Raw genomic sequence first — 25,000 nt, forward strand, 5'->3', positions numbered from 1 at the left:
GGCTGTAATGGCAGGCGAAAATAACCAAAACAACCAAAATGAAGATCTCAATGACGCGGTAGAACAGACGGACACGAACGACGCGGGTACGCCCTCCCAACAGCAGAATCAACAAAATCAACAAAATACGATTGCGTCGACGGTAGCGACGGGTGCTGAAAATACGGATGCGGCAGACGAAATAAATCAGGCTTTAGAAGATAACCCGAGTGGTGCAGGCAATGCTGAAGATGCCTCTGCTTCTGGCGCGGCTGTTCAAGAAGAAACAACAGAAAGCGGTAGTGATTCAGATGCTGCTCAATCTAACGTGGTTGATGGTGCAGCAACAGAGACAGGCACAGATGGTGCCACAGCTGGGAGTGGCGGCTCAGGAGCAGGGGCTCAAGCTGTAGGTGGTGGAGAAAGCACGTCTTCTGACGGTGGGACAGATGCGGAAGGTAATGAAGGGCAAGGTCAAGCAGCAACAACATCTGCTTCGCTTAACGCTGATTCTTCTGATTCTGGTGAGCAACAAGCTAATGACGATTTAGATTCACAAACGATAGAAGAGACGTTTGCAGTTGATGTTCAAGCTTCTGATGAAGAGAGCATCAGTGAAGTAGAGGATGACTTTGATTCTGAAACAGTAAGCGAAACGTTCAAAATCCAAGTAGAAAGTGAAAATGATGCGCCAGAAGTAGAACAAGACCTGGCATACATCATGGATGAAGATGGCTCCATAACATTCACTCAAGAACAATTACTCGAATACGCAAGTGATGTTGATGGAGATGAACTGGTTGCTTCTAACGTTCAAGTCGGCGCAGATGCAACGGTTCAAGATAATGGTGATGGCACTTTCACGGTTGTTCCTTCTGCAGATTTTAACGGTGAACTTGATCTAACTTTTGATATCAGCGACGGCCAAGAAATCGTAGGCAGCGCAATTGATTTAACGGTTCGTCCTATTAATGACGCGCCTGAACCAGAAGATAAAACCTTTGAAATAGAAGAAGACGGCACACTCATCTTCACTGATGCGGACCTGTTAACAGGTGCTACAGACATTGAAGGCGACAACTTAACGGTTGAAGGTGTGACCTACGATGGTGGCGACGGCATTCTTACCGACAACGGTAACGGCACATACACCTTTGCGCCAAATGAAAACTTCAACGGCGACGTAAACTTCAGCTTCGATGTGTCTGACGGGACTGATACGGTGTCCGCAAACATCGATGTGAGTGTAACGGCGGTTGATGATGCGCCAGTATCGGGTGACCTTGCTTACTCAGTGGACGAAGACGGTTCGATTCGTTTAAGCCAAGAACAGCTGCTTTCTCAAGCATCTGACGTAGAAGGCGATGACCTGACGGCCAGCGGCCTAACGGTTGGTGGTGATGCAACCGTTACTCAAAACGATGATGGCAGCTTCACGATTACGCCAGATGAGAACTTCAATGGCGACATCGATATCAACTTCGATATCTCAGATGGTACTAACACAGTTCAAGCTTCAGCAGACCTTACGGTTAACCCAGTTAACGACCTACCAGTTCCTCAAGATCAACAGTTCAGTATTGCAGAAGATGGAACTCTACAATTTACCGATTCAGACCTGCTTACAGGCGCAACCGATATTGAGGGTGATGATTTAACGGTTGAAGGCATCAGTTATGAAGGGACTGATGGGGTACTGACAGACCATGGTGACGGCTCATACAGTTTTGCGCCAAATGAAAACTTTAATGGTGAGGTTAACTTTAGCTTCGATGTGTCTGATGGTACCGATACCGTATCTGCAAACATTGATGTTAGCGTGACTCCTGAGAACGATCCGCCAGTCGCGGGTTCTACGTCTTACACAGTTAATGAAGACAATTCGATTACCATTTCTGATGCACAACTATTGGCAACATCTTCAGATATTGAAGGTGATGTATCGATAGACAGCGTGACTTACTCTGGTAGTGACGGTGTCCTTGAAATCAATGGCAATGGTACTTATACCTTCTCACCAAACGAGAATTTCAGCGGTGAAATAGCACTGGATGTAGTTGTCACTGATGAAGAAGGTGCAACCGATGCCACAACCGCTGGAATTACCGTTCTTGAAGTGAACGATCCGCCAGTTGCAGGCCCAACGTCTTACACCATTGATGAAGACTCAGTACTGACATTCAATGAATCGCAAGTGCTACTTAATGCTTCTGATGTTGAAGGGGACGTTGAGCTTGTTGGTATTAGCTACGATGGCCCAGATGGTATCTTCTCGGTTAATGGCGATGGTACTTGTAGCTTCGCTCCGAATGAGAACTTTAATGGCCAAGTTCAGCTTGATGTGACTATTCGTGATGAAGATGGTGCAGAAGTTGATACTGTCATCAATGTTGATGTTCTGCCAATTAATGATGCGCCAGTATCGGGTGACTTGGCGTACAACGTTAACGAAGATGGTTCAATCACATTGAGCCAAGAACAGTTGCTGTCTCAGGCGTCTGATGTTGAAGGCCAAGACCTAACTGCGAGCGACCTAACGGTTGATGGTAGCGCGACAGTAACCGCTAATGATGATGGTAGTTTTACCATTACACCAGATGCGAACTTCAATGGTGACATTGATATTCAATTCAACCTCAATGATGGTACTGACACGGTTCAAGCAACTGCAGATCTTACTGTTAATCCAGTTAACGATTTACCCGCTCCTCAAGACCAACAATTCAGTATTGAAGAAGACGGTACGCTGCAATTTACTGATGCCGATCTATTGACTGGTGCGAGCGATATTGATGGTGATGACCTAACCGTAGAAGGTATTAGCTATACAGGTGGCGATGGCGTACTGACCGACCACGGTGATGGTACTTATACCTTTGCGCCAAATGAAAACTTCAATGGTGATGTGAACTTCAGTTTCGATGTGTCTGATGGTACAGAAACAGTCAGCGCCAACATTGACGTTAGCGTCACGCCTGAGAACGATCCGCCAGTTGCGGGTTCTACCTCATATATGGTGAACGAAGACAATGCCATTACTATTTCTGATGAGCAATTGTTAGTAAATTCATCTGACGTTGAAGGCGCGGTATCGATTGATAGCGTGACCTACAGCGGCACAGATGGTGTGTTCCAAGACAACGGTGACGGCAGTTATACCTTCCTTCCTAATGAAAACTTCAGTGGTGATATTAGCCTTGACGTGATTGTTGCTGATGAAGATGGTTCGATTGATGAAACCACCGCGGGCATTACCGTTCTAGAAGTGAATGACCCACCGGTTGCAGGTCCAACGTCTTACACCATTGATGAAGATTCTGTTCTTACATTCAGCGAATCTCAGATTTTAGTGAATGCCTCTGACGTTGAGGGCGATGTAGAGCTAGTCGGCATCAATTACGACGGCTCGGACGGAATCTTTATCGTAAATGGTGATGGTACATGTAGCTTTGCACCCAATGAAAACTTTAATGGTCAAGTTCAACTGGGTGTGACCATTAAAGATGAAGACGGCGCAACGGTTGATACTCATATTAATGTTGATGTACTACCTATCAACGATCCACCGACTTCTGGTGAATTGGCTTATACCATTAATGAAGATAGCTCGATCACTCTGAGCCAGGATCAATTGCTAGCTCGAGCGGGTGATATTGATAGCGAAAACCTAGAAGCTATTAACCTGTCGACCGATGAAAACGCGACCATCCAACAAAACGACGATGGCAGCTACACCATTACACCAGACGCAGACTACAACGGTGACCTAGACCTGAACTTCGATATCATCGATAACGACGGTGGTTCAGTTCAAGTTGGCCTAGACATTACCGTGAATCCGCTGAATGACTTGCCACAAGCGCAAGATCAACAGTTCTCAATTGAAGAAGACGGCACACTACTCTTTACAGACGCAGACCTACTCGCAGGAGCATCAGATATTGATGGTGATGAACTGTCGATTGAAAACGTGCTCTACACTGGCGCAGACGGCGTTCTGAGTGACAATGGTGACGGCACATACAGCTTTGCTCCAAACGAGAACTTCAATGGTGAGGTTCAATTCTCATTCGATGTTTTTGATGGCACAGGCTCAACGGCTGCTGTTATTGATGTCAGCGTAACGCCAGAGAACGATCCTCCAGTCGCAGGTTCAACGTCTTATACAGTTCAAGAAGATGGCCAAATCACGATCAGTGATGAGCAGTTATTAGCGAACTCTTCCGATGTTGAAGGTGACGTTGCTCTATCGAGCGTGACTTACGCTGGTGACGACGGTTCGTTTGTTGATAACGGTAATGGTACTTACACCTTTACGCCAAATGAAAACTTCGATGGTGATATTTCACTAGACGTAGTTGTCGTTGATGAAGCCGGTGCAACCGCAACAACAACCGCTGGCATCGATGTTATTGCTGTGAATGATGGACCTGAAACTTCGGACATTCAGGCTGAGGTAGACGAAGATAATTCAATTACCATTACTCAAGAGCAGTTACTTGCGAATGCAACTGACGTTGAAGGTGATGAGTTAACGGCATCTAACTTACAAACCAACGATCCAGACGCAACAATTGTTACTAATGACGATGGTTCATTCACCATCACGCACACAGAGAACTTCAATGGCGAGTTGGACTTTACATACAGCATCAGTGATGGTGACAATGAAGTTCTAACCACACTCGACTTAACGGTTAACCCAGTTAATGATGCGCCAGAAGCGGGCGAAGAAATCTTCATTCAAGCACAAGAAGACCAAACGGTTGGTGTGACGCTTCGTGAAGAGCCGGCACTACGCCTGGATCAAGCACCAGAAAACGGCATCATCGAAGCAAATCTTGACAATGAGTGGGTAGTACTGGAAGTCGGACAAGAAGTGCCTGCTGATACAGAAGTACGCTTTGTTCCAAGTGAGGGTGCTCTGGCTGAAGGAACACATACCACGCAAATTGGTACCTTCGACGATAATGCGAGCGTAGACGATTGGGGCACAGAAGTAGACCCATACACGCGTGAGTTCTCGGATGGCGACTTAACGGTAACGGTTCAAAGTAACGATGATCCACTTGGCGCTTGGAATGGTAACACACACATTGGTCACGGCCTTGGTGATACCAATCGCCAAGGGCTGAGTGGTGATGAAAAACTGACTGTTTCAGTTGAAGGCCAAGACATCAACGAAATCAGTTTCCACCTAGATGGTTTAGGTGGTTGGTTCATGGAAGATTCACGTCACTTTACAGAAGTAGAAATCAAAGCATTCAATGAGGATGGCGACCTAATTGACTCGATGACTTACCACAAAGAAGATCGTGGTGGTTATGAGACTGATTACACGCTTACCGTCTCTGAACCTGTGTCTTACTTTGAACTCGGTACGGTACAAGGAAATGGTACTTACGTCGTTCAAAACATGACAGTGTCACAAACCTGTCATGATGAAGCCGTGTTTACTTCGATTGGTGTAGACGGTTCTGAAATCACTGAAACGGTTGAGTTGAACATCCATGCGGGTGACAACGAAATCGAGCTAACGGCTGATCTTCCAAATATCACTATCGATACGGAAGGTTCTGCTCAGTTTGCTTCTGTTGTGATTACAGAAGAACAGTTACTGGCACAAGCCTCTGATATTGATGGCGACGACCTTGATATTCAAAATCTAGAGCTGGTGGGTGAAAACTCAGAGCATGCAACACTGACTGATAATGGTGATGGTACTTGGACGGTAACACCGGATGAAAACTTCCATGGTGAAATCGAACTGGGTTATCAAGTTACCGATGGTGAATTGACCGACGACAACATCATTAACATTAACTTCGAGTCGGTGAATGATGCACCAATCGTTTCTGGTCCAATGGTGCTATCGACAGACGAAGACCAAGGTATTACTTTCAGTGCTGATGATTTATTGGCGAACACTACAGATGTGGAAGGCGATACGCTGTCTATTTCTGACATCACTTACGGTGGTGATCACGGTGACTTGGTCGACAACGGCGATGGCACGTTTACCTTCATGCCGAATGAAAACTTCAATGGTGAAATCGACATCGATTACAAAGTCTTCGATGGCACCGATGAAGTAGCAACGCACCTAGATCTAACAGTTATACCAGTCAACGATATTCCTGTTCCAGGTGAGCCGCTACACACCCAAATGCTTGAAAACGGCTCCATGATCATCGAAGCGAAAGACCTATTGTCTGGTGCGACCGATGTTGATGGTGACATTCTTCATGTTGAAAACCTACTACTTGCAGACCAAACGCAAGGTACCTTAACGGATAACGGTGATAATACCTTCACCTTCGAGCCTGCAGAGAACTTCTCTGGTGAAGTGAATCTGACCTTCGATATCAGTGATGGTCAAGCAAGCGCGCCAAGCATTGCAACAGTCGACGTTGAAATTGTCAACGAAGGCCCTGAAGTTAGCGGCCCAATTGAAGCGGCGGTTGATGAAGATGGTTCAATCACCATTACGCAAGAGGACTTGTTGGCGAATGCAACCGATGTCGATGGTGACAACCTTGAAGCGGTTAACTTTGCGACCAACGATCCAAATGCGGTTATTGTAGAAAACTCAGACGGTAGCTTCACAATCACACCAAGTGCAGACTTCTTTGGTGAGATTGAGTTCACTTACGATGTCACTGACGCAATTGAGACAGTGGCAGCCGATCTTAACCTGACCGTAAATTCAATCAACGATGCGCCAGACGTACCGGATATGTCTTTCACAACGGAAGATGGTCAAGCAATCACCATTACCGAAGCTGAGCTATTAGCACAAGCGACAGACGTTGAAGGCGATGAGCTGTCTGTTGTGAATGTGACTAGCGCGAGCGACACGGTAGAAGTCACGGACAACGGTGACGGTACATACACATTAACGCCAGAGCAGGGTTTCTTCGGCAATGTTGACTTAGCGTTTGACGTTAGCGATGGCACTGACGTGGTTGCCGCAAACATTGACCTAAAAGTTGAGTTCGTCAATGACACGCCAGAAGCGACGCCAATGGTTGCAGATGTCGACGAAGATGGTTCAATTCTCGTTACACAAGAGATGTTGTTGGAAAGCGCGAGCGATCAAGATGGTGATGAGCTGTTTGCGAGTGCGCTGGAAACCAATGATCCAAACGCCACCATCGTAAATAATGGTGATGGCACGTACACAGTGACGCCTTCGGAAAACTTCAATGGTGATATTGCATTCACTTATGAGGTGAGCGACGGTGAGTTAAGTACCTCTAATGACATGACATTGGCCGTTAATCCGGTGAATGACATTCCAATTGTTGCTCCAGGCATGTATCACATTGAAGAGGATGGCAGCATCCTGTTCACTCAAGAAGAACTGTTGAGTGGTGCAATTGATATTGATGGCGACGACTTAAGCGTTACTAGCATCAATTACTCTGGTGATGAAGGCGCAATCACCGATAACGGCGATGGCACGTTCAGCTTCGTTCCTGAAGAGCACTTTAGTGGCGATCTACAGTTCAGTTTTACAGTTACCGACGGCACAACTGAAGTCGAGCAAGACCTCAATGTTCACATTGAAGCGGTCGCAGATGCGCCGGATCTTGTGATCACCGATGGCGATGGCGTTAACGTTGATGATCAAGCTATTTTGGTTGAGCCAGGCGGTATTGTTGAGCTGAACATTGCAGCGGCGCTTGTCGACCAAGATCTATCAGAAACACTGACTGTAACGGTTGATGGTGTGCCGGAAGGCTCTGTCATTCAATACGATAACGAAGGCGTTCTGAATGACCAAGATAACGGTATCACCAGTTACAACGATACTGAAATCACTGTAACGTTTGAAGGTGAAACCGCAGGTTACCAAAACACCGCGGGTTACTACAAAGTTGACGAAGACGGTAACATCACGGGTGTTGAAGTCGTTTATGAAAACGCATCACAAGTTGATGGCGGCGGTGACCTTGTTCCTGGGCAAGATCAGTTCAGCTTCCAAGTCGAGGAAGGTGAGAGTTTCAATCTGTTCTTGATTCCAAACGGACATCAACACAACGACTTTGATGCGATGCAAGACGGTCAGTACGAGTTCCGTGCTGAGGATGGTTCGCCAGCGAATATGGATACGGTTGATCCTCAACTTGTCTTTGTTGCGACAGATGGAACCGAAACCGTGATTCAAGGCCAGAATGGTGACGCGATTTTCCATGGTGGTTCAAGCTCTCAGCTAAACCAAGATGGTATCGAACATACTCGCACGACGGTTAATGAAGATGGCGAGCTCGTTTACGGATTTGAAGATTTGTATGGTGGCGGTGATGCTGACTATTCAGACTTCAACTTCACAATCGATGTCGGTGAAGTGAACAGCCAAATCTACAGTGGTGAAGTGACGGTTGGTCCTGATGGTACGGTGAACTTACCAACAACGGCAATCGAAAATGCGCTACAAATCCAGTTACCAGAAGACTTCAACGAGCAGCTTGAAGTTCATGTAACAGCAACCGCAACAGAGCTATCGAATGATGATTCTGAAACGGTCTCTCAAACCATCTACATTAACGCGACAGGCGCCCACATTGAACATGCACCTGAAGCACTTCCTGTTGCTGCAACTGTGGAAGAAGATGGTTCTATCATCATTACGCAAGAAGACTTGTTAGCTAATGCTCGTGATCTCGATGGCGACCAGCTGACCGCTCTGAATTTAGCAACTGATGATGAGAGCGTTACGATTACCGATAACGGTGATGGTACTTACACATTAACGCCAGATGCTGACTTCAATGGCGATGTTAACTTCACATTTGATGTATCGGATGGTGATGATGTTGTCTCTACCAATCTTGAGTTAACCGTTTCACCAGTGAATGATGGTCCAGAAGCGCAAGACCAAGCGTTCACAGTTGGTGAAGACGGTGTGTTAACGTTCAATGACCAAGACCTATTAACGGGTGCAACGGACATTGAAGGGGACGACCTAAGTGTTGAAGGTGTGACTTACACTGGCGCAGACGGTGTTCTCACAGATAACGGCGATGGCACATATAGTTTTGCGCCAAACGAAAACTTCAATGGCGATGTGAACTTCTCGTTCAATGTATCAGATGGTACCGATACGGTAACTGCTAACATTGATGTCAGCGTGACGCCAGAGAATGATCCTCCAGTGGCGGGTAGCACGTCTTACACCGTTCATGAAGACAACTCCATTACGATCAGTAACGAACAGCTATTAGCGAACTCTTCGGATATTGAAGGGGAAGTAGCGATTGATAGTGTTACCTATAGTGGCAGTGACGGTGTTCTAGAAATCAACGGTGACGGCACATATACCTTCTCTCCAAACGAGAACTTCAATGGCGAAGTTAGCCTTGATGTGGTTGTTGTGGATGAAGACGATGCAGCCGTATCGACTACCGCGGGTATTACAGTCCTTGAGGTAAACGACCCTCCTGTGGCTGGTCCAACGTCATACACTGTCGATGAAGATTCTGTACTGACCTTCAATGAGACTCAAGTTCTATTGAACGCATCTGATATCGAAGGTGATGTACAGCTCGTCGAGATTAACTACGATGGCCCAGACGGCATCTTCTCCATCAATGGTGATGGCACATGTAGCTTTGCACCGAATGAAAACTTCAATGGCCAAGTACAGTTAGATGTGACCATTCAAGATGAAGACGGCGCTCAAGTTGATACTCATATTGCGGTTGATGTCTTACCAATCAATGATGTTCCAGTATCAGGAGACTTGGCATACAGCGTTGAGGAAGACGGTTCGATTACCTTGAGCCAAGAGCAACTTCTATCTCAAGCGAATGATGTAGACGGTGATGACTTAACCGCTTCCAACCTAATGGTTGATGGTGATGCGACGGTTACCGCTAACGATGACGGTAGCTTTACCATCACACCAGATGCGAACTTCAACGGTGATATTGACCTAACGTTCGACATCAACGACGGGGTAGACACACTTGTTGCTACCGCTGACTTAACTGTTAACCCGGTTAATGACTTACCACAACCACAAGATCAAGCCTTCAGTATTGGTGAAGATGGCGTCTTGAACTTCACTGACGAAGACTTGCTAACAGGTGCGACAGACATCGATGGGGATGACCTATCGGTTGAAGGTGTGACTTACACTGGCGCCGACGGTGTTCTTACTGACAATGGCGACGGAAGCTACAGCTTTGCGCCAAACGAAAACTTCAATGGTGATGTGAACTTCAGTTTTGATGTATCAGATGGTACCGATACGGTTCAAGCCAATATTGATGTGAGCGTGACACCAGAGAACGATCCACCTGTTGCGGGTAGCACGTCTTACACGGTTCATGAAGACAACTCAATTACTATCAGTGACGAACAGTTACTTGCCAACTCTTCAGATATTGAAGGTGAGGTCGCGATTGACAGTGTGGCTTACACAGGTGCCGATGGTGTCTTGGAAGACAACGGTAACGGTACGTATACTTTCTCGCCAAATGAAAACTTCAACGGCGAAGTTAGCCTTGATGTTGTCGTTACCGATGAAGAGGGCGCAACTGAAGCAACCACCGCGGGTATTAGTGTACTTGAGGTGAACGATCCACCAGTGGCGGGCAGCACGTCTTACACGGTTCATGAAGATAACTCCATCACGATCAGTAACGAACAATTGCTAGCGAACTCTTCAGATATTGAAGGTGAGTTTGCGATTGATAGTGTGGCTTACAGCGGTGCCGATGGTGTATTCGAAGACAACGGTAACGGTACATATACCTTCTCGCCAAACGAAAATTTCAATGGCGAAGTGAGTCTAGATGTTGTTGTTACCGATGAAGAAGGGGCAACGGAAGCAACGACAGCTGGAGTTACTGTTCTTGAGGTGAATGATCCACCAGTCGCGGGTTCAACCAGCTACTCTGTCAACGAAGACGAAGTTATCACCATCAGTGCCGAGCAACTGTTGGCGAACGCTTCTGATATCGAAGGTGAAGTGGCGATTGATAGCGTTAACTATACAGGCGCTGACGGTATCTTTACTGACAACGGTAACGGCACATTCAGCTTTGCACCGAATGCAAACTTCGACGGTGATGTGAGCCTCGATGTAGTGGTGACAGATGAAGACGGTGCGACAGTTGCCACCAGCGCAAGTATTGATGTTTTGCCAATTAACGATCCACCAGTATCGGGCGACTTGGCGTACAGCATTGATGAAGATGGCTCGATTATTCTGAATCAAGAGCAATTGCTGTCTCAAGCTTCTGATGTGGATGGTGATGAGCTTACGGCAAGCAACCTAAGTGCGGGCGATAATGCAACCGTTGTTGATAATGGTGATGGCACCTTTACGGTAACGCCAGATGCGAACTTCAATGGCGATATCGACCTAAGCTTTGATATTTCGGATGGTACAGAGTCAATTGTGGCAAACGCCGATCTGACGGTAAACCCAGTTAATGACTTGCCAACGACATCTGATGTTTACGCGAACGTTGATGAAGATAATGTCATCACGATCACGCAGGAGCAACTACTTGCGAATGCCGCTGATATTGAAGGTGGTGATCTTGTCGCTTCCGACTTAACCTTGGTGGGAGATGATGCAACGATTGTCGATAATGGCGATGGCACATTCTCGATCACTCCAAGCGAAAACTTCAATGGCTACATCGATGTGGCTTACAGTATCAGCGATGGTGACACACCGATTGCGGCTAACTTAGGTTTGACGGTTGATCCAGTTAATGATGCGCCAATTGTTTCTGCTGATGTTGCGATAACCATTGAAGAAGATGGTTCGTACACCATTACTCAAGAAGAACTCCTACAATTCGCGACTGACATCGAAGACGATGACATGACCGCAATTATCGGAGAGCAGGGCGATGAAACGACCGTAACCGGTACGGTGCTGGATGCTGAAACGGGTAGCCCAGTCGTTGGTGCAGACGTCACAATGACCGATAACGCCGGTCACTCATACACTACGGTGACAGACCAATTTGGTCACTACTCTGTGAGTGGTCCAGTTGTTGACCAAGGTACCGTAACTATTGAACAAGAAGGCTCTATTACCAGCAGCTTCCTTATACCAGCAGGTGAAGATACCAATGGTGGCGTAACCGCAATATCTGAAGTCCTTGAAGAAACAGATATGCGTATCGTCGTGACCTGGGGTGAGAGCCCTCGTGATATGGATAATCACCTATGGCTTTACGATACAGAGAATGGCAATGAGTTAGACCATATCTATTACCGCGATATGAGCCACGACCTTGGTGAAGGCAATGTCGTCCAACAAGATGTTGATGACACAAATGGCGGTGGCCCTGAAACCATCACTATTCCAAATTATCAAGATGCTGACATGCACTATTCAGTACACAACTACACCAACAGAAGTTGGGATGTAGATGGTGTTGAAGATGTGCAGGTTCAGGTGTTTGTTGGCGATACTTTGGTTGAGACCTTTACTCCAGACTTGCCTGACAATCCAACGGGTGAGCATTGGCATGTGTTTGATATCGTTAATGGTGTTGTAGTTCCAAGCCAAGATGTAGGCAGCGAGAATGCGTTTGATTTGCCAACGGCTGAAGAAGCGCTCGCGAATGAAAACGGCATTAATATCTCTGAGTTGCTAACGGGTGATGAAGATGGAGACTCTGGTGAAACGGGTGGTAACGAACCAAGTGTTGGAGATGTCTCAATTGAGAACGCGCTTATCACTGACAATGGTGACGGCACTTACACTATCACTCCTGAAGAGAACTTCAACGGTGAATTCTCGATTAGCTATAACGTGGACGATGGCAACGGTGGTGTTACTCCAGCAGAACTAGACGTCACCGTTACAGCCGTTAACGACCTTTCTGTTATTTACGACCACGACTACACCATTAATGAAGATGGGTCGTTGATCTTTACTGATGAACAGCTATTGGCTGGTGCAACGGATATTGATGGCGAGAACCTTTCTGTCGAATCGGTTAATTACGAAGGTACCGACGGTGTGTTCACGGATAATGGCGATGGTACTTATACCTTTGCTCCAAACGAGAACTTCAATGGTAACGTTGACCTAACTTACGATGTCAGTGACGGTACCGATGTTGTATCGGCAAACATTGATGTGCAAGTTGTCCCAATTAATGACGTACCGGTTGCTGGAACCACTGCTTACAGTGTTGAAGAAGATGGCAGCATTACCCTAAGCGATACGCAACTACTGGCGAACAGTTCAGATGTTGAAGGGGAAGTGTTTGTCAGCGATGTCAGCTACAGCGGCACCGATGGTGTGTTCACTGATAATGGTGATGGTACTTACACCTTTGCTCCAAACGAAAACTTTAACGGTGATATCAGTCTTGATGTCTCTGTAATGGATGAAGATGGCGCAACTGCTGAAACAACTGCAGGTATCGACGTCATTGCTGTTAATGACTTGCCAGTTGCAGGTTCAACGACCTACAGCGTTGACGAAGATAACGTGATTACCATCTCTGAAGCGCAGCTTATTGCGAACAGCTCAGACATTGAAGGTGATGTATCCGTTAGCGACGTTTCCTACTCTGGCGCGGACGGTATCTTCACTGACAATGGTGATGGCACTTACAGCTTCGCAGCAAATGAAAACTTTAACGGCAACATCAACCTTGATGTGACGGTTATTGATGACGACGGTGCAACGGCTCAAACTACTGCGGGTATTGATGTAATCGCAGTCAACGACGCACCAGTATCAGGTGACTTGGCTTACTCAGTCGATGAAGATGGTTCAATCACGCTAAGCCAAGAACAACTGCTTGCTCAAGCATCGGATTTGGACGGCGATGATCTTACCGCGGCTAATCTAACCGCGGGTGATAACGCTACCGTTACGGCAAACGATGATGGTTCATTTACTATTACACCGGATGCCGACTTTAATGGTGATATTGACCTTAGCTTCGACCTTTCTGATGGTACTGAAACGGTTGTTGCAACGGCCGACCTTACTGTGAATCCAGTGAATGACATCGCGGTTGTAGAAGATGTCGCTTACACCATTGAAGAAGATGGTTCACTTACCTTTACAGACGAGCAACTGCTAGCGGGTGCTTCTGATATTGATGGTGATGAGCTTTCAGTTGCTGATGTGTCTTACACTGGCGCAGAGGGTGTGTTTACCGACAATGGCGATGGCACTTACACCTTTGCTCCAAACGAAAACTTCAACGGTGAAGTAAGTCTGGACTTCTCAGTATCTGACGGTACAGAGACGGTTGATGCAAACATCGACGTAACGGTAACAGACGTTAACGATGCACCAGTGGCAGGCGCAACGTCTTACCAAATGAACGAAGATGGCACCATCACATTGAGCCCTGAGCAGTTGATTGCTAATAGCTCAGACGTTGATGGTGAAGTGTCGCTTGAAAGCGTGACTTATTCAGGCTCTGACGGCTCCTTGGTTCAAAACGATAACGGGTCTGTGACCTTCACGCCGAGTGAGAACTTTAACGGTGATATCAGCTTAGATGTGGTCGTGACCGATGACGACGGTGCGACTGCAACAACAACGGCAGGTATCGAAGTTCTGGCTGTGAACGATGGACCAGAATCTGAGGAAGTGGAACTAACCACAGCCGAAGACAGCACCATTCTTATCACACAAGATATGTTGTTAGCTCAAGCTACCGACATCGATAACACCGCAGACGAGCTGTCAGCTTCTGGTCTACAAATCGATCCTAGCTTGGGTGAGTTGTTAGACAACGAAGATGGTACTTGGTCATTTACGCCAAACGAAAATTTCAATGGCGATGTGCCAATGACGTTTAACGTTAGTGATGGCCAAGAGACAATTTCAGTCGACGGTAACATCGATGTCACGCCAGTGAATGATGCACCTGAAGCGCCAATGATTGAGATGCAAGGCGAAGAAGATGTGGTCATGGTGATTGACCCTGCTTACATCGCGGATCAAGTCACAGACCTTGATGGTGACGAGATCAGCATCGAAAGCATCACGGTTCGTGCTCCAGCCAATGCGACCTTAACTCAGCAGCCAGATGGCATGTATCACTTAGTGACTACTCAAGACTTCAATGGCTTGGTAGAACTGGGTTATCAAGCAACTGATGGTGAAGAAGTGGTTGATGGCTCGCTTAATGTGGATGTCATTCCGGTTAACGACGCACCATTTAACGTCGGCAACGCAATGATGACCACAAACGAAGATGGCGCGTTCACCTTTGATGCTGGCGACTTGATGAACTTGTTCGGTGACATTGATACCGCTGACCTTGTGGTTTCACGCATCATCACCGCAGACGGTGAAGATGGCGGAGAAGTAACAGACAACGGCGATGGTACTTGGACATTCACACCAACGGGTGACTTTGCAGGCGTTTCAGACCTACAAGTTGTCGTAAGTGACGGTGAGTTCGAAACGGTTCTCGATGTTCCTGTGTACGTACGTCCTGCCGCAGATGGTGCGGTTATTTCAACTGACCATGACGGTCCATTAGTCTTCGGTGAAGATGAAACGGGTCACTTAGGATTGAACGTTGGCTTAGTCGATGATTCAGAAACACTCAGTAACTTGGTGATGACAGGTTTTCCGGTTGGATTTGAGGTGACGGATGGTGTAAATACCGTGATGATCACCGAGCCGGGTCAATACATCGACCTGTTCGATTGGGATATCTCAAACATTCAAGTGACGCCTCCTGAAGACTTCCATGGTGAGTTCTTCGTAACGGTTAGCGCAACAACGGTTGATTACGGAGATGAACCAGAAGCGTTCGAAGATGGCATCGATTCAGGTGATTTCGAAACCCTAGCGGGTGATTCCATCATCCTAACCGCGGACGACCTAATCGGTTTAGCTGAAAATGTGAATGCTGATAGCGATGATGAAGTGAAACTGGTTCATCTAGCAGACCGAAGCCAAGGTGAGATTGTCGATAATGGCGATGGCACCTGGACGTTCACGCCAGCATCAGGTTTTACTGGCGAAGCAGACATTGCTTACGTGATTGATAAAGACGGCGTGCTTCATGATGAGCAAACTGGCGTAGTCGTGAAAGAAGGTGACTCGCGAGAGAATGCAGCTCCAGAAATTAACAGCATCACAACCACTGAAATAGCAGCGGATACAACCTTGTCGTTCACTGATGAGGACATGTTAGCGAACCTGAGCGATGCAGAAGGCGATAGCTTGAGCATTGAGTCAGTAAGCTTGATGGAAGGTCAGGGCGTAATTGAGAGCGATAACCAAGGTAACTATCAATTCACACCGGCTGAAGACTACACCGGCGATGTTCAAGTTGGATTTATAGCGACCGATGGCGAAAACCGTATCGAAAGCTTCTTCAATGTTGATATACAAGATGCCGAAGAATTAGCCCTAAGCGAAGGCTATGTCTTAGCGGGTGATGGTTCATTAATCATCACAGAGTCACAGCTGGTGGATGAGTTAGGTGTGAGTGATTCTGCACAAGTTGCTGATGTTGCCGACGCGAATGATGCAGGCTTCTTCGCTGAATCAGGCGAAGGTCAGTGGACATACTGGCCAAACGAAGACTTCGATGGCAATTTAGCGATGAATGTTGAAGTCAACGATGGCAGCGAAGTATCAAGCCACAGCTTAAGCATCCAAGTAGCCGATAACTCAGCACAAAGTGATGAACCACCAGTTCAAGCTGCTCAAGTAACAGAAGAGCAACAACTAGATGTGGTTCAGCAAACTGTTGACCAAGTTCAAGATGTTGAAACTGAAGTCGAGAACAGCGTGGCTGATGTTACAGCGGCACCGGGCGATACTATTTCTATCTCGGTTCCAGATGAGGTGAGTGGTAACGAATCGGTTGATTACGCTGATATGTCTGGCTTACCTGAAGGCGCTACTGTGAGCAACGCACTGGATAACGGTGATGGTAGCTTCACAATCAGTGGCAACCTAGATCAGCCTGTATCCGTAGAACTTCCTGAGGGTTATGAAGGGACTAGCGAGGTGCAATTCCAAGGTTACGATGATTTGGGTAGCTCAATAGACGGTGCAAGCGGTTCTGTTGAAGTTGAGATCGACGATCAATACACCATGCAAGGTTCGACGCAAGAACAGCAACCGGACATGGCAGGTATGGAGTCTGGCGGCAGCGACTGGACAAGTTCAGGTGGTCAAGAGCAAGGTATTGACTTCACCGACGATTCTGGCAGCTTCGATTCAGATTCTCAAACTGGAACTGATCAAGGCAACGACTTAGACCAAAGCCAAATTTAACCCAATGAGTTCAGTCGTCTTTTGAACTAAGAAGCAAATAGGCGCATAACGTTGCGTTTATTAAAGCCATGCAGAGAGGGTTTGCATGGCTTTTTATTTGTCATTTATTGTTCATTATTCTCATTTAAAAACTGCTATAAAAAACTGGACATTAAAACTTGTGAACGAATAAAAGTGTCCTTAATTATTAGAAGAGTCAGTTAAAAGGAGGGACGACATGTATCGATATGTCAGTTCACCACAAGCATCTAGATACATAGTGCCACCACCTCAACATCGAGAGTTGTCGAGTATCGATGTGCCTGAATCTGAGTTAGAGATGCGAGAAATTCTGAACAATTGGTTTGCCGATGGTTTGGCTCCGATTATTCAAAGTGAAGACTCTTATATTTCGGCAAGCGACCAAGTACGGTTTGAGAAACTAAGTCGTACGGTTGGCATGTTATTGAGGAATAAAGACTATTACTTTGCAACTAAGCGCATCTTGTCTTTGTGGGAACAAAACTGCCTTGAAACTACCTATGTGAATTACCTTATTTTACGCAGTGAACGTGTTACTTCTTGAAGTAATCAATACTCCTATGTTTCTCTGTAAGACTGTTTAGCCAACAAAATGGCACTTTGCTTTATATACTTCTGATCGTTCAAACGTTTTAACGAAGTAGGCAAACAAAAAGGGCAAGCTTTGAAGCTCACCCTTATGATTGTTCTTTAAATGTCTAATCTAGCTATTCAGCGCTCTAGTTGCTAAGTTTTGTGTTCTTAATTGCTTAGACCCAGCCATCAAATTTCAGTCGTTTTTGAATTCTTTCGATCGCTTCTTTCTGCATTTGTCTAACACGTTCATTAGACACATTTACATCCAACATTTCTCCCACCTCCGAAAGTGTTTTCACCTTGTTATCAAAGAAACCAAAGCGGTGAATGAGAACTTTCTGCAATTTCGGTGGCAGTGTGTTGATGATTTGCTCAAGCGCGTGTGTGAATGATTGATCTTCACAGTCTTGTTGAGGGTCGGGGATGCATTCGCTTTCGCATTGTTCCAACACAAGTGGAGCATGGCTAATGCCTACTGTTGTTGTTACGTCAATAAATCCGCTTAACGCCACCAATTTATCGACACGCTCAGCCTTAACGCCAGAACTTGATGATAGCTCTGAGATAGAAACTTCTTTACTCATTTTTTTGCTTATATCTAACTTCTTTGATGCGAGGCTATTAATTTCTTTGCACACATGAGCCGGTAAGCGGACAGTCCGACCCTTATTCATTAATGCGGCTTCGATGTTTTCGCGAATCCACCATACGGCATAGGTTGAAAAACGATAGCCGGGTTCTGGGTCGTATTTGTCGATGGCCTTGATCAAGCCAATATTACCTTCCTCGATCAAGTCGAGCAGAGTGAAGTTATTACCTTTACGCTTTAGGTAACTTTTTGCGATTTTTACAACCAGGCGCAAGTTTGATTCGATCATTACATCGCGCGCTTTTTTATCACCAGCGCAATTCAATTTAGCGTAATACACTTCATCTTCACGAGATAGAAGGTCAATGCCCACAAGATCCTTTAGATAATACGCATAGGGTTCAGTCGTGGTAGTCAATGAGCCTTTAGTAGGAGGGTGATCCGTGAGCTCCTGGAACGCAGCAAAACTGTCTTTGTTCATTTCCTTGTCCTTATTTAGCCGACTGAACGTTTTATTTTATTATTATGCTACTGAGTGATTAACGCTCGATTTTATTAGAGTGTAGATAACAGTTTCTCGTTTACCAATAAATAAAATGCAATTTCGTATACTCCAGTCACAAAAAGATCTACAAATATTTAGCTATTTTGCATTTCATTAAATGTACTGCTTTTTCATTGAAAACATGAACATGCATGGGTTATAACGCGTGATCTATGCGTTGGTGTTCCCAGATAGGTGGTGTGAATTTATAGCCGTTTATAGCTTGTGTGATTTGAAAGCTAGCGTCAAAGAAAGTGGCAAGAGTTAAGGTTCTACTTAGAATACTTCAACTCTCTATCTTGTCCTGCTGATAAGTGTAACGAGTCAAGTCTAAACTCTATTAGCTTGTTTAATTCTATCGAGTATCTGAACAACTAGAAGATAATAACGGGTTAGTTGCACATTGAGGCTGTTAATAAGCGCTAAGCGCCTCATCAATCTGTTTGTTGATGATCTTCACTTCGCTGTAGATTACGGACAGATCCTCATCTTTAGGTGCGAGTTTATTGAGCGTGTTTTGCTCGACTCGCTCCAAGGCCGCCGTGGCCGTTTCTTCGCCGAAACTGGCTAAGATGCCTTTTAAAGTATGCACTGTAAAATGAAGCTTGCCCCAATCTTGTTGTTGTACCAACTCTTTTATCTCGTCTAATGAGTTGCCATGATCTTCTTGATACACAGACAATACTGCAAAAATGACTTCTTGGTCATTGTCTAAATAGGTGTTTAAAGCGTCAAAATCTAGCATATAGACTCCCGTCGGCTGATTGTGGGAAATGGGCAAGGTGGCTTGGTGATAAACCCCTTGAGTGATAAGTCGCTAACCCATGTCTTCCATTTTTCTGGAAGTTCTAGTTGGGTGATTTCTTGTACGAAATCGTCACTAAGTTGTTCTTGTATTTGAGTTTTATTTACAGCATATAAATAGTCAAGTTTAGCGGCTACAGAATATGGGTAATTGTGAATATAGTTCTTAAGATCATTTACTGAATCCACACTTTCTAGGTTTATCAAAGTGGAAGGAGACAGTGTTGCTGGTTGAATTTGATGCAATACAGGATCACCGCGAGATAGGATACATTTCGTCACTGCACGGTACATAGAGTATTCCCCAAAGTGATCTAGTAAAGGTAACAATTGGTTGAGTAAATCCGTTGGGCCATCGTAAAAACGATGAGAAAGCAAAGTAGTCGCTTTTACCAATTTATGATGAGCAAGTTTTTCATTTTTTTCGAATATCAGAATATGACAATGGAAAATCGCTAGGTTTGAAAGTATTTGATTTTGCGAGTGATTTGGTAGTTTTAGATTAACCTGTGTCGTAAATTGTCCTGCATGCTCTATCAACAATTTTTTGTTGGTTACATGCATTTCTCGTTCATATGTTGCTCTCAACGCGTTGAAATAGGTCGATATAGAGTGAATAACGTCGAGGTCTGCTAATGAAATACTGTTAGCGTAAATCTCCCCTAACTTGATCAGAACTTGAGTATTGTCGACGTTCTCAGCTAAATCGATGGCGCGAATCGCACGGTGGCTGATGCTCGGTGTTAATTCAAAGGCTCGTATCGCCAATTTTAACGCTGGTATTAACATCTGGTGTTTTTCGTAAATACAGCTTAAACAATCAATCACGTTCAAAGAAAGAGGCTGAGCAACAAGGTAGTTGTGCAGTTTGTCTATGGCTGACTTTGGCTTACCCAACCCGTCCAAAATTAAAGCTTCTGCTACCAGTTTGGTTGGATGCATGTTCGTTCCAGATTTATTAAGTAAATATGAGAGCAATTCCCACTTTTTGCGTGCTATCAAGTGTTCGATAAGCGTTGCTTCGAACTGTACCTTGGTATCCTTTCCTGGAATGTTTAATGCTGAATTGAGTGCTACTTGATTATTGATTGGATATAGGTTTGTAAGCTGGCTAATTTGCTTTGCTTCAAAGACGGCGGTTTGAATTTTCTTTCCAAGAGCAAGTGTATTGATTGGTTTAGAAATAAAGTGGTGCGCTTCGCCGGATAAAGCTGTCAATACCGTTTCCTGACGCATATCACCAGAGAGCAATATAATTGCAACGGTATGATCGATCAGTCGGTTTCGATAGAGAATCCCTAGCAGCTCAAATCCAGTGAAAGATTGTTCTAGATGATAATCGATGAGAAGGACATGGAAAGAGTGACTTTCGACTGCTTTGATCGCTTGTTGGTAGTTGGTCGCAATGAAAACATTTCTATGCGGAATCCCCAAACCAACTAGCTGCTGTTTGATAAGAATGGTGGCGCTCTTAGAGTCGTCTACAATCAAAACCCTTAGGTCTGGCGATAAGGTCAAATTGTCATTCCCAAAAATTCGATTATAAGGTCAATTTAGGTGTCAAGTTGCACATTGTCAAGATGGCGTATTCTTTAATGAGACCACTTGATGTTATTGCTTCTATGTTAGTTATTCACGGGTTAAAAGAGCAATTGAATTGAATTGAATTGAGTTTTAGTGTCCATAGCTTTGGTCTGCGATAGAAGTCTTGATGCTAAGCGCTAATAACTGTTACAAATCTAGGTGCATATAATTTACCGTATTTATGTGTTTAATCGAAATTATTTATGGTAATCATGCTTTATCTGAATTGTTGCCGCGTACACGCGCAAGTATTCTTACAAATAAGACACGGTATATTATTCCGTTTATAAGGATATTTGATGTTTTCCCTTTCTATAAAAAATAAAGTTTTGGCTTTGTGCCTTTTTTCTTTTGCTGGCTTCAGTAGTATTTTATTTGTGGGCGAAAGGGCCTTAAGTAATAACAATCAACAAGTAAATCGAATTGATGAAGTTATCTATCCGATAATGGACTCATCTTCGATGAATCGAGTGTTAATACCTCAACTCGCCGAACGTTTTAATTTAGCGGTGACGTTGGGTGATGAAGAATTATTGGCAATGAACGTCACAACATACAAGGCGATTATTGCGAACTTTAAACTGCAGTCTGAGTTAGATCCATCCATAAAATATTCGATTACTGAACTTCAAAGAAGTACGAAAGCTTACTTTGATTCAGCGTATCGAATAGCTAAAGGAATGATTGACGAAGATATTTCATTAAGTGAAGCAGGGCAACTGGCTAAACAGAGCAGTGAAATACTAGAAGGTTTAACCAAAGGGGTTAATGACTTTTCCGAGGCTCGAATTTCTGATTTCGAAAGCTCGGTAACTTCCCTTGAAGAAAACAATCTTCGTTCAAACCGGATCATGAGAGTGCTTGGTGTTGCTGCATTGATTTCATTGTGTTTATTTGGCTGGTTTGTTGTCTATGCAATACGTAAAGACTTAGCCAATATCAGTGACAAAATGAGAGACATAGCAGAAGGCGAAGGTGATCTAACAGTTAGGCTGAAGCATGAGAAAAACGATGAACTTAAACCACTAGTTGATTCGTTTAATTCATTTGTTTCTCACTTACAACGTAATGTGACAGACACCATTGAAAACGTGGTGGCGTTGGATTCTATTTCGCGTTCTTTAGTGAGCACAAGCCAAAACACGCGCACTTTGTCCAAAAATCAACACTTGGCTATTGAAGAAGTATCCCAATCGTTACAGCAGCTATTTAGCGCGGCTAAAGATATTGCTCACAATGCAAGTGATGCATCTTTGTCTGCTACAAGTGCGAGCGAGCAAGCGTCTATGGGCGAAGTGCAAGTTAAGAGTACTATTCTTGCGGTACAAGAACTCACCACAGATGTACGTCAAGCTTCTCAAGTGGTTGGGCAACTCGATACCAATACGCAAAGTGCAGGATCGATACTAGATTCAATTAGCGCGATCGCAGAGCAAACTAACCTACTTGCATTAAACGCGGCTATCGAAGCGGCCAGAGCGGGTGAGCAGGGCAGAGGCTTTGCTGTTGTGGCTGATGAAGTTCGTACATTAGCATCAAGAACACAAAGCTCTACGCAAGAGATCCAGTCCGTGCTGTCTCAGCTGCAAGAGCAAGCTAAAATGGCGTCAAAAATTATCTCGGAAAGTGCAATCAAAGCTGAGAATTGTGTTGAACAGTCGTTGGTGGCGGAGAAATCTCTTATTCAGATCACCAATGATGTGATGGAAATTAGTCAACGTAACGATAGCATTGCATCGGCAACTGAAGAGCAAGAACAGACCTCTTCTCGTATTGAAATGTTTGTAACGGATATCCGTGATATGGCTGAAGGTACTACTGACAGTGTTCAACAAGTCGATTCAGTCGCTCAGGATATTCAAAAAATCACACGAAACCTATCTGAACTAACGGGTCACTTTAAGATCCGTTAGCTTTCCTCAATTCTTCCTGCTGTTTTTTTAAGTGACGTTTTTCTTGGTTTTCACCAAGAAGAACAGCGGGAGTTTGCCTCGAATTTGGGGCTGAAAATAATAAAAACTAAAACATAACTGTGGAGTTCGTTATGAAAAAGACACTAATTGCTGCTTTGGTGAGTGTTGCTTGTGGTGCAAATGCTGCAAGTATGGAAGATATTAATATTAGTGGTTTTGGTTCGGTTGGAATCGGTAAAGCGAACAATGATGTCAATTATGCGGGATATACCAGCGATAATCTGCAATGGGAGCAAGAGACGCTTGCTGGACTTCAGTTTGACTTTAATGTGAATGAGAAAGCTAAATTTGTAACGCAGATTGTTGCGAATAGTCGTTATGACTACGAACCAAAGATCGAGATGGCGTATGCATCATACGACTTTGAACGTTTTACTGCTCGTGCTGGTAAGCTACGCCTACCGCTGTTTTTCTACTCAGATTACACGGATCTTGGTTACGCTTATCCGATGATTCGTCCTTCGCAAGAGCTGTACGAAAATATCGTTTTAAAAAGCTATACCGGTGCTGATCTCTTGATCCCAGTAGAATTCGATAATTCAAGTTTATTGATTCAACCCGTTATTGGTGTTGGCACCATTGACGAAGACGACTCTATTGTTGGCGAAGTTAAATTAGACAAATTGATGGGTGTGAGTGCGAACTGGAACGTAGGGGATATGACGTTCCGTGGTTCTTACTTTGTTGCTGAATCGAACCCATCTTGTAACTTTAACGACGATAGTCTGTTTGCTGACCCATATTGTCGAATGGGCAAAATGTTAGACAGTAAAGACGGTCAGTTTATTTCACTTGGTGCACAGTATGACAACGGTGATTTAATCGCTAACATCGAAGGTGCGGATGTGCAGCTAGATGGTGAGTTCTATGACTATCAATCAATTTCTGCTTTAGTTGGCTATAGAGTCAATGAGTTTACTCCTTATTTATCAATCAACTGGGTAGAAACGACTGACAATGAAGAGCGTACTAATATGACAGGCGTTCAGTCTGCTCTTAGAGAGGCTTTAAACTACGAGCGTCTATCTTACTCTGTTGGTTCACGTTGGGATTTTGCTAAGAATATGTCACTTAAAGTTGATGTTACTTACGTTGACTACAAAGGTACTAGCGGCGGCTTCCAAGAGAATATCGAAACAGTCGGTACATATTTCGCAACAGGCAATTTCTTTGAAGATGACTCAATCTTGTATTCAGCTAAGTTAGACTTCGTATTCTAAGGTATCAGTATGAAAAAGTTACTAACGCTTATGGCAGCAACGTTTATTTCGTTTAATGCTGCTGCGGGTATGGTTGTTATCGGCAATAGCGCAGGTGTTGATGCGTTAACCAATGCTGATGTGAAAAAATTATTCATGGGTAAATCAAACCAACTGGGTAATGGCAGTAAAGTTCAAATTGTTGAGCTTGTTGATGGCGCTGAAGGTCGTATTGCTTTTCATGAAGTAGCAACGGGTCGTTCAGAGTCCCAACTGCAATCCGCTTGGGCTCGCTTAGTGTTCACTGGTAAAGCTGAAGCGCCGGTCCAAGTTGCTGATTACAGTGCCGTAATCAATCAAGTCGCTTCAAACACGAACGCGATTGGTTATGTTGATGAAGCTGCACTTACTGGCGATGTCAAAGTACTTCTTAAGTACTAATTTCTGGCGATACAACATAGCTCAATAAAGATCTAC

The 25,000-nt window shown here is 44.7% G+C and carries 8 protein-coding genes; 5 read left to right on the forward strand and 3 right to left on the reverse strand.

Annotation, left to right across the window (positions count from 1 at the left end):
* Positions 1-7 precede the first annotated feature (7 nt).
* Both ACFI6G_RS14785 and ACFI6G_RS14790 read left to right on the forward strand, forming a co-directional pair.
* Positions 8-17,233: a tandem-95 repeat protein gene (locus ACFI6G_RS14785; protein ID WP_462710340.1), complete on the forward strand. Its 17,226-nt coding sequence runs from the start codon at positions 8-10 to the stop codon at positions 17,231-17,233.
* 217 nt (positions 17,234-17,450) lie between these two features.
* Positions 17,451-17,798: a hypothetical protein gene (locus tag ACFI6G_RS14790; protein ID WP_462710341.1), complete on the forward strand. Its 348-nt coding sequence runs from the start codon at positions 17,451-17,453 to the stop codon at positions 17,796-17,798.
* Positions 17,799-18,003: 205 nt separating this feature from the next.
* On the opposite strand, the gene ACFI6G_RS14795 is transcribed toward ACFI6G_RS14790, so the two are convergent.
* From ACFI6G_RS14795 to ACFI6G_RS14805, 3 genes are all read right to left on the reverse strand, one after another.
* Positions 18,004-18,900: a sigma-70 family RNA polymerase sigma factor gene (locus tag ACFI6G_RS14795; RefSeq protein ID WP_016792795.1), complete on the reverse strand. Its 897-nt coding sequence runs from the start codon at positions 18,898-18,900 to the stop codon at positions 18,004-18,006.
* A 475-nt stretch (positions 18,901-19,375) separates the two neighbouring features.
* A complete protein-coding gene (locus tag ACFI6G_RS14800) occupies positions 19,376-19,708 on the reverse strand; it encodes an Hpt domain-containing protein (RefSeq protein ID WP_010429358.1) in 333 nt (110 codons plus the stop codon).
* A complete protein-coding gene (locus ACFI6G_RS14805; RefSeq protein WP_016784196.1) occupies positions 19,702-21,285 on the reverse strand; it encodes a response regulator in 1,584 nt (527 codons plus the stop codon). The genes ACFI6G_RS14800 and ACFI6G_RS14805 overlap by 7 nt, the downstream gene beginning before the upstream one ends.
* Before the next feature lie 365 nt (positions 21,286-21,650).
* Between ACFI6G_RS14805 and ACFI6G_RS14810 the strand changes: the two genes are divergently transcribed.
* The 3 genes from ACFI6G_RS14810 (at position 21,651) to ACFI6G_RS14820 (ending at position 24,964) form a co-directional block, all read left to right on the forward strand.
* Complete coding sequence (locus ACFI6G_RS14810) at positions 21,651-23,264, forward strand: methyl-accepting chemotaxis protein (protein WP_016788221.1); 1,614 nt, start codon at positions 21,651-21,653, stop codon at positions 23,262-23,264.
* A gap of 131 nt (positions 23,265-23,395) precedes the next feature.
* Entirely contained in the window at positions 23,396-24,544 is a 1,149-nt protein-coding gene (locus tag ACFI6G_RS14815) for a hypothetical protein (RefSeq protein WP_016789851.1), read from the forward strand.
* Between the two features lie 9 nt (positions 24,545-24,553).
* Positions 24,554-24,964 (forward strand): type 2 periplasmic-binding domain-containing protein, encoded by a 411-nt coding sequence (locus tag ACFI6G_RS14820; RefSeq protein ID WP_016768828.1) that lies wholly within the window; start codon positions 24,554-24,556, stop codon positions 24,962-24,964.
* Positions 24,965-25,000: the final 36 nt, after the last annotated feature.

This window comes from Vibrio sp. PSi01, assembly GCF_054960695.1.

Bases quoted from the DNA above. Each gene is read 5' to 3' on its own strand.
- ACFI6G_RS14785 (WP_462710340.1), top strand. From the start codon at position 8: ATGGCAGGCGAAAATAACCAAAACAACCAAAATGAAGATCTCAATGAC.
- ACFI6G_RS14820 (WP_016768828.1), top strand. From the start codon at position 24,554: ATGAAAAAGTTACTAACGCTTATGGCAGCAACGTTTATTTCGTTTAAT.
- ACFI6G_RS14810 (WP_016788221.1), top strand. From the start codon at position 21,651: ATGTTTTCCCTTTCTATAAAAAATAAAGTTTTGGCTTTGTGCCTTTTT.
- ACFI6G_RS14800 (WP_010429358.1), bottom strand. From the start codon at position 19,708: ATGCTAGATTTTGACGCTTTAAACACCTATTTAGACAATGACCAAGAA.
- ACFI6G_RS14815 (WP_016789851.1), top strand. From the start codon at position 23,396: ATGAAAAAGACACTAATTGCTGCTTTGGTGAGTGTTGCTTGTGGTGCA.
- ACFI6G_RS14790 (WP_462710341.1), top strand. From the start codon at position 17,451: ATGTATCGATATGTCAGTTCACCACAAGCATCTAGATACATAGTGCCA.
- ACFI6G_RS14795 (WP_016792795.1), bottom strand. From the start codon at position 18,900: ATGAACAAAGACAGTTTTGCTGCGTTCCAGGAGCTCACGGATCACCCT.